The 735-nt window shown below is 60.5% G+C and carries 1 protein-coding gene; it reads left to right on the top strand.

What is annotated here, in order from left to right; genetic code table 11:
* Positions 1–49: 49 nt before the first annotated feature.
* Positions 50–735, top strand: a 686-nt coding sequence (locus J7438_RS26475; RefSeq protein WP_353620202.1) for a type I restriction endonuclease, incomplete at its 3' end; no start/stop codon positions are given.

Here is a 735-nt window from a genome sequence, read left to right as displayed (position 1 = left end):
CCACGGCAGCAATATCCAGCTCAAGGATGCCCGTGGCCGCGCCCACAGCGTGCGCTTTATCGACCAGAACACCCCCACCGCCAACCGCTTCCATGTGGTGGATCAGTATATTGGCAGCAACAGCGAGGGTGACGAGTTCCGGCCGGACCTGCTGCTGTTTATCAACGGCCTGCCTCTGGCCATGATCGAGTGCAAGGCCAGCCATATCAAACTGAGCAAGGGCATTAACCAGCTGCTTGCCTACCAGAACAGCCACCCGCGCCACTTTGTCTTTAACCAGGTCTGTGCGGCCATTAACCGCAATCAGGCCCGTTACGGTGCCATCTACACGCCGGAAGCCTTCTACTTTCGCTACCGGCTGGACGATGCCGAAGAAGCCATCGTACGACAACGGCTTAGCACAGAACCCAGCGAACAGGATCGCCTGCTGTGGGCACTGTTTGAGCCGACCCGCTTTGTGGAGCTGGTCTGCCAGTTTGTGCTGTTTGAAGTGGAAGACGGTCGCACCATCAAAAAGCTGCCCCGTTACCAGCAGTGGCGGGCGGTGCGCAAGACGCTGGCACGGCTCACCAAGGCTGATGGCAACGGTGTGGTTGGCGCTGCTGGCAGCGGCGGCGTGGTCTGGCACACCCAGGGCAGCGGCAAGTCCCTGACCATGGCCTATCTGGCCCGCTACCTGCGGGCCGAAAGTGTGGGCCTGAATAACCCCAGCATTCTGGTGTTGACCGACCGCAC

The sequence above is a fragment of the Thalassotalea sp. G20_0 genome, from assembly GCF_017744175.1.
Lineage (GTDB): Bacteria > Pseudomonadota > Gammaproteobacteria > Pseudomonadales > Endozoicomonadaceae > Endozoicomonas.
The sequence above is the reverse complement of the archived record's forward strand: the minus strand, read 5'-3'. Positions and strand labels throughout refer to the sequence as shown.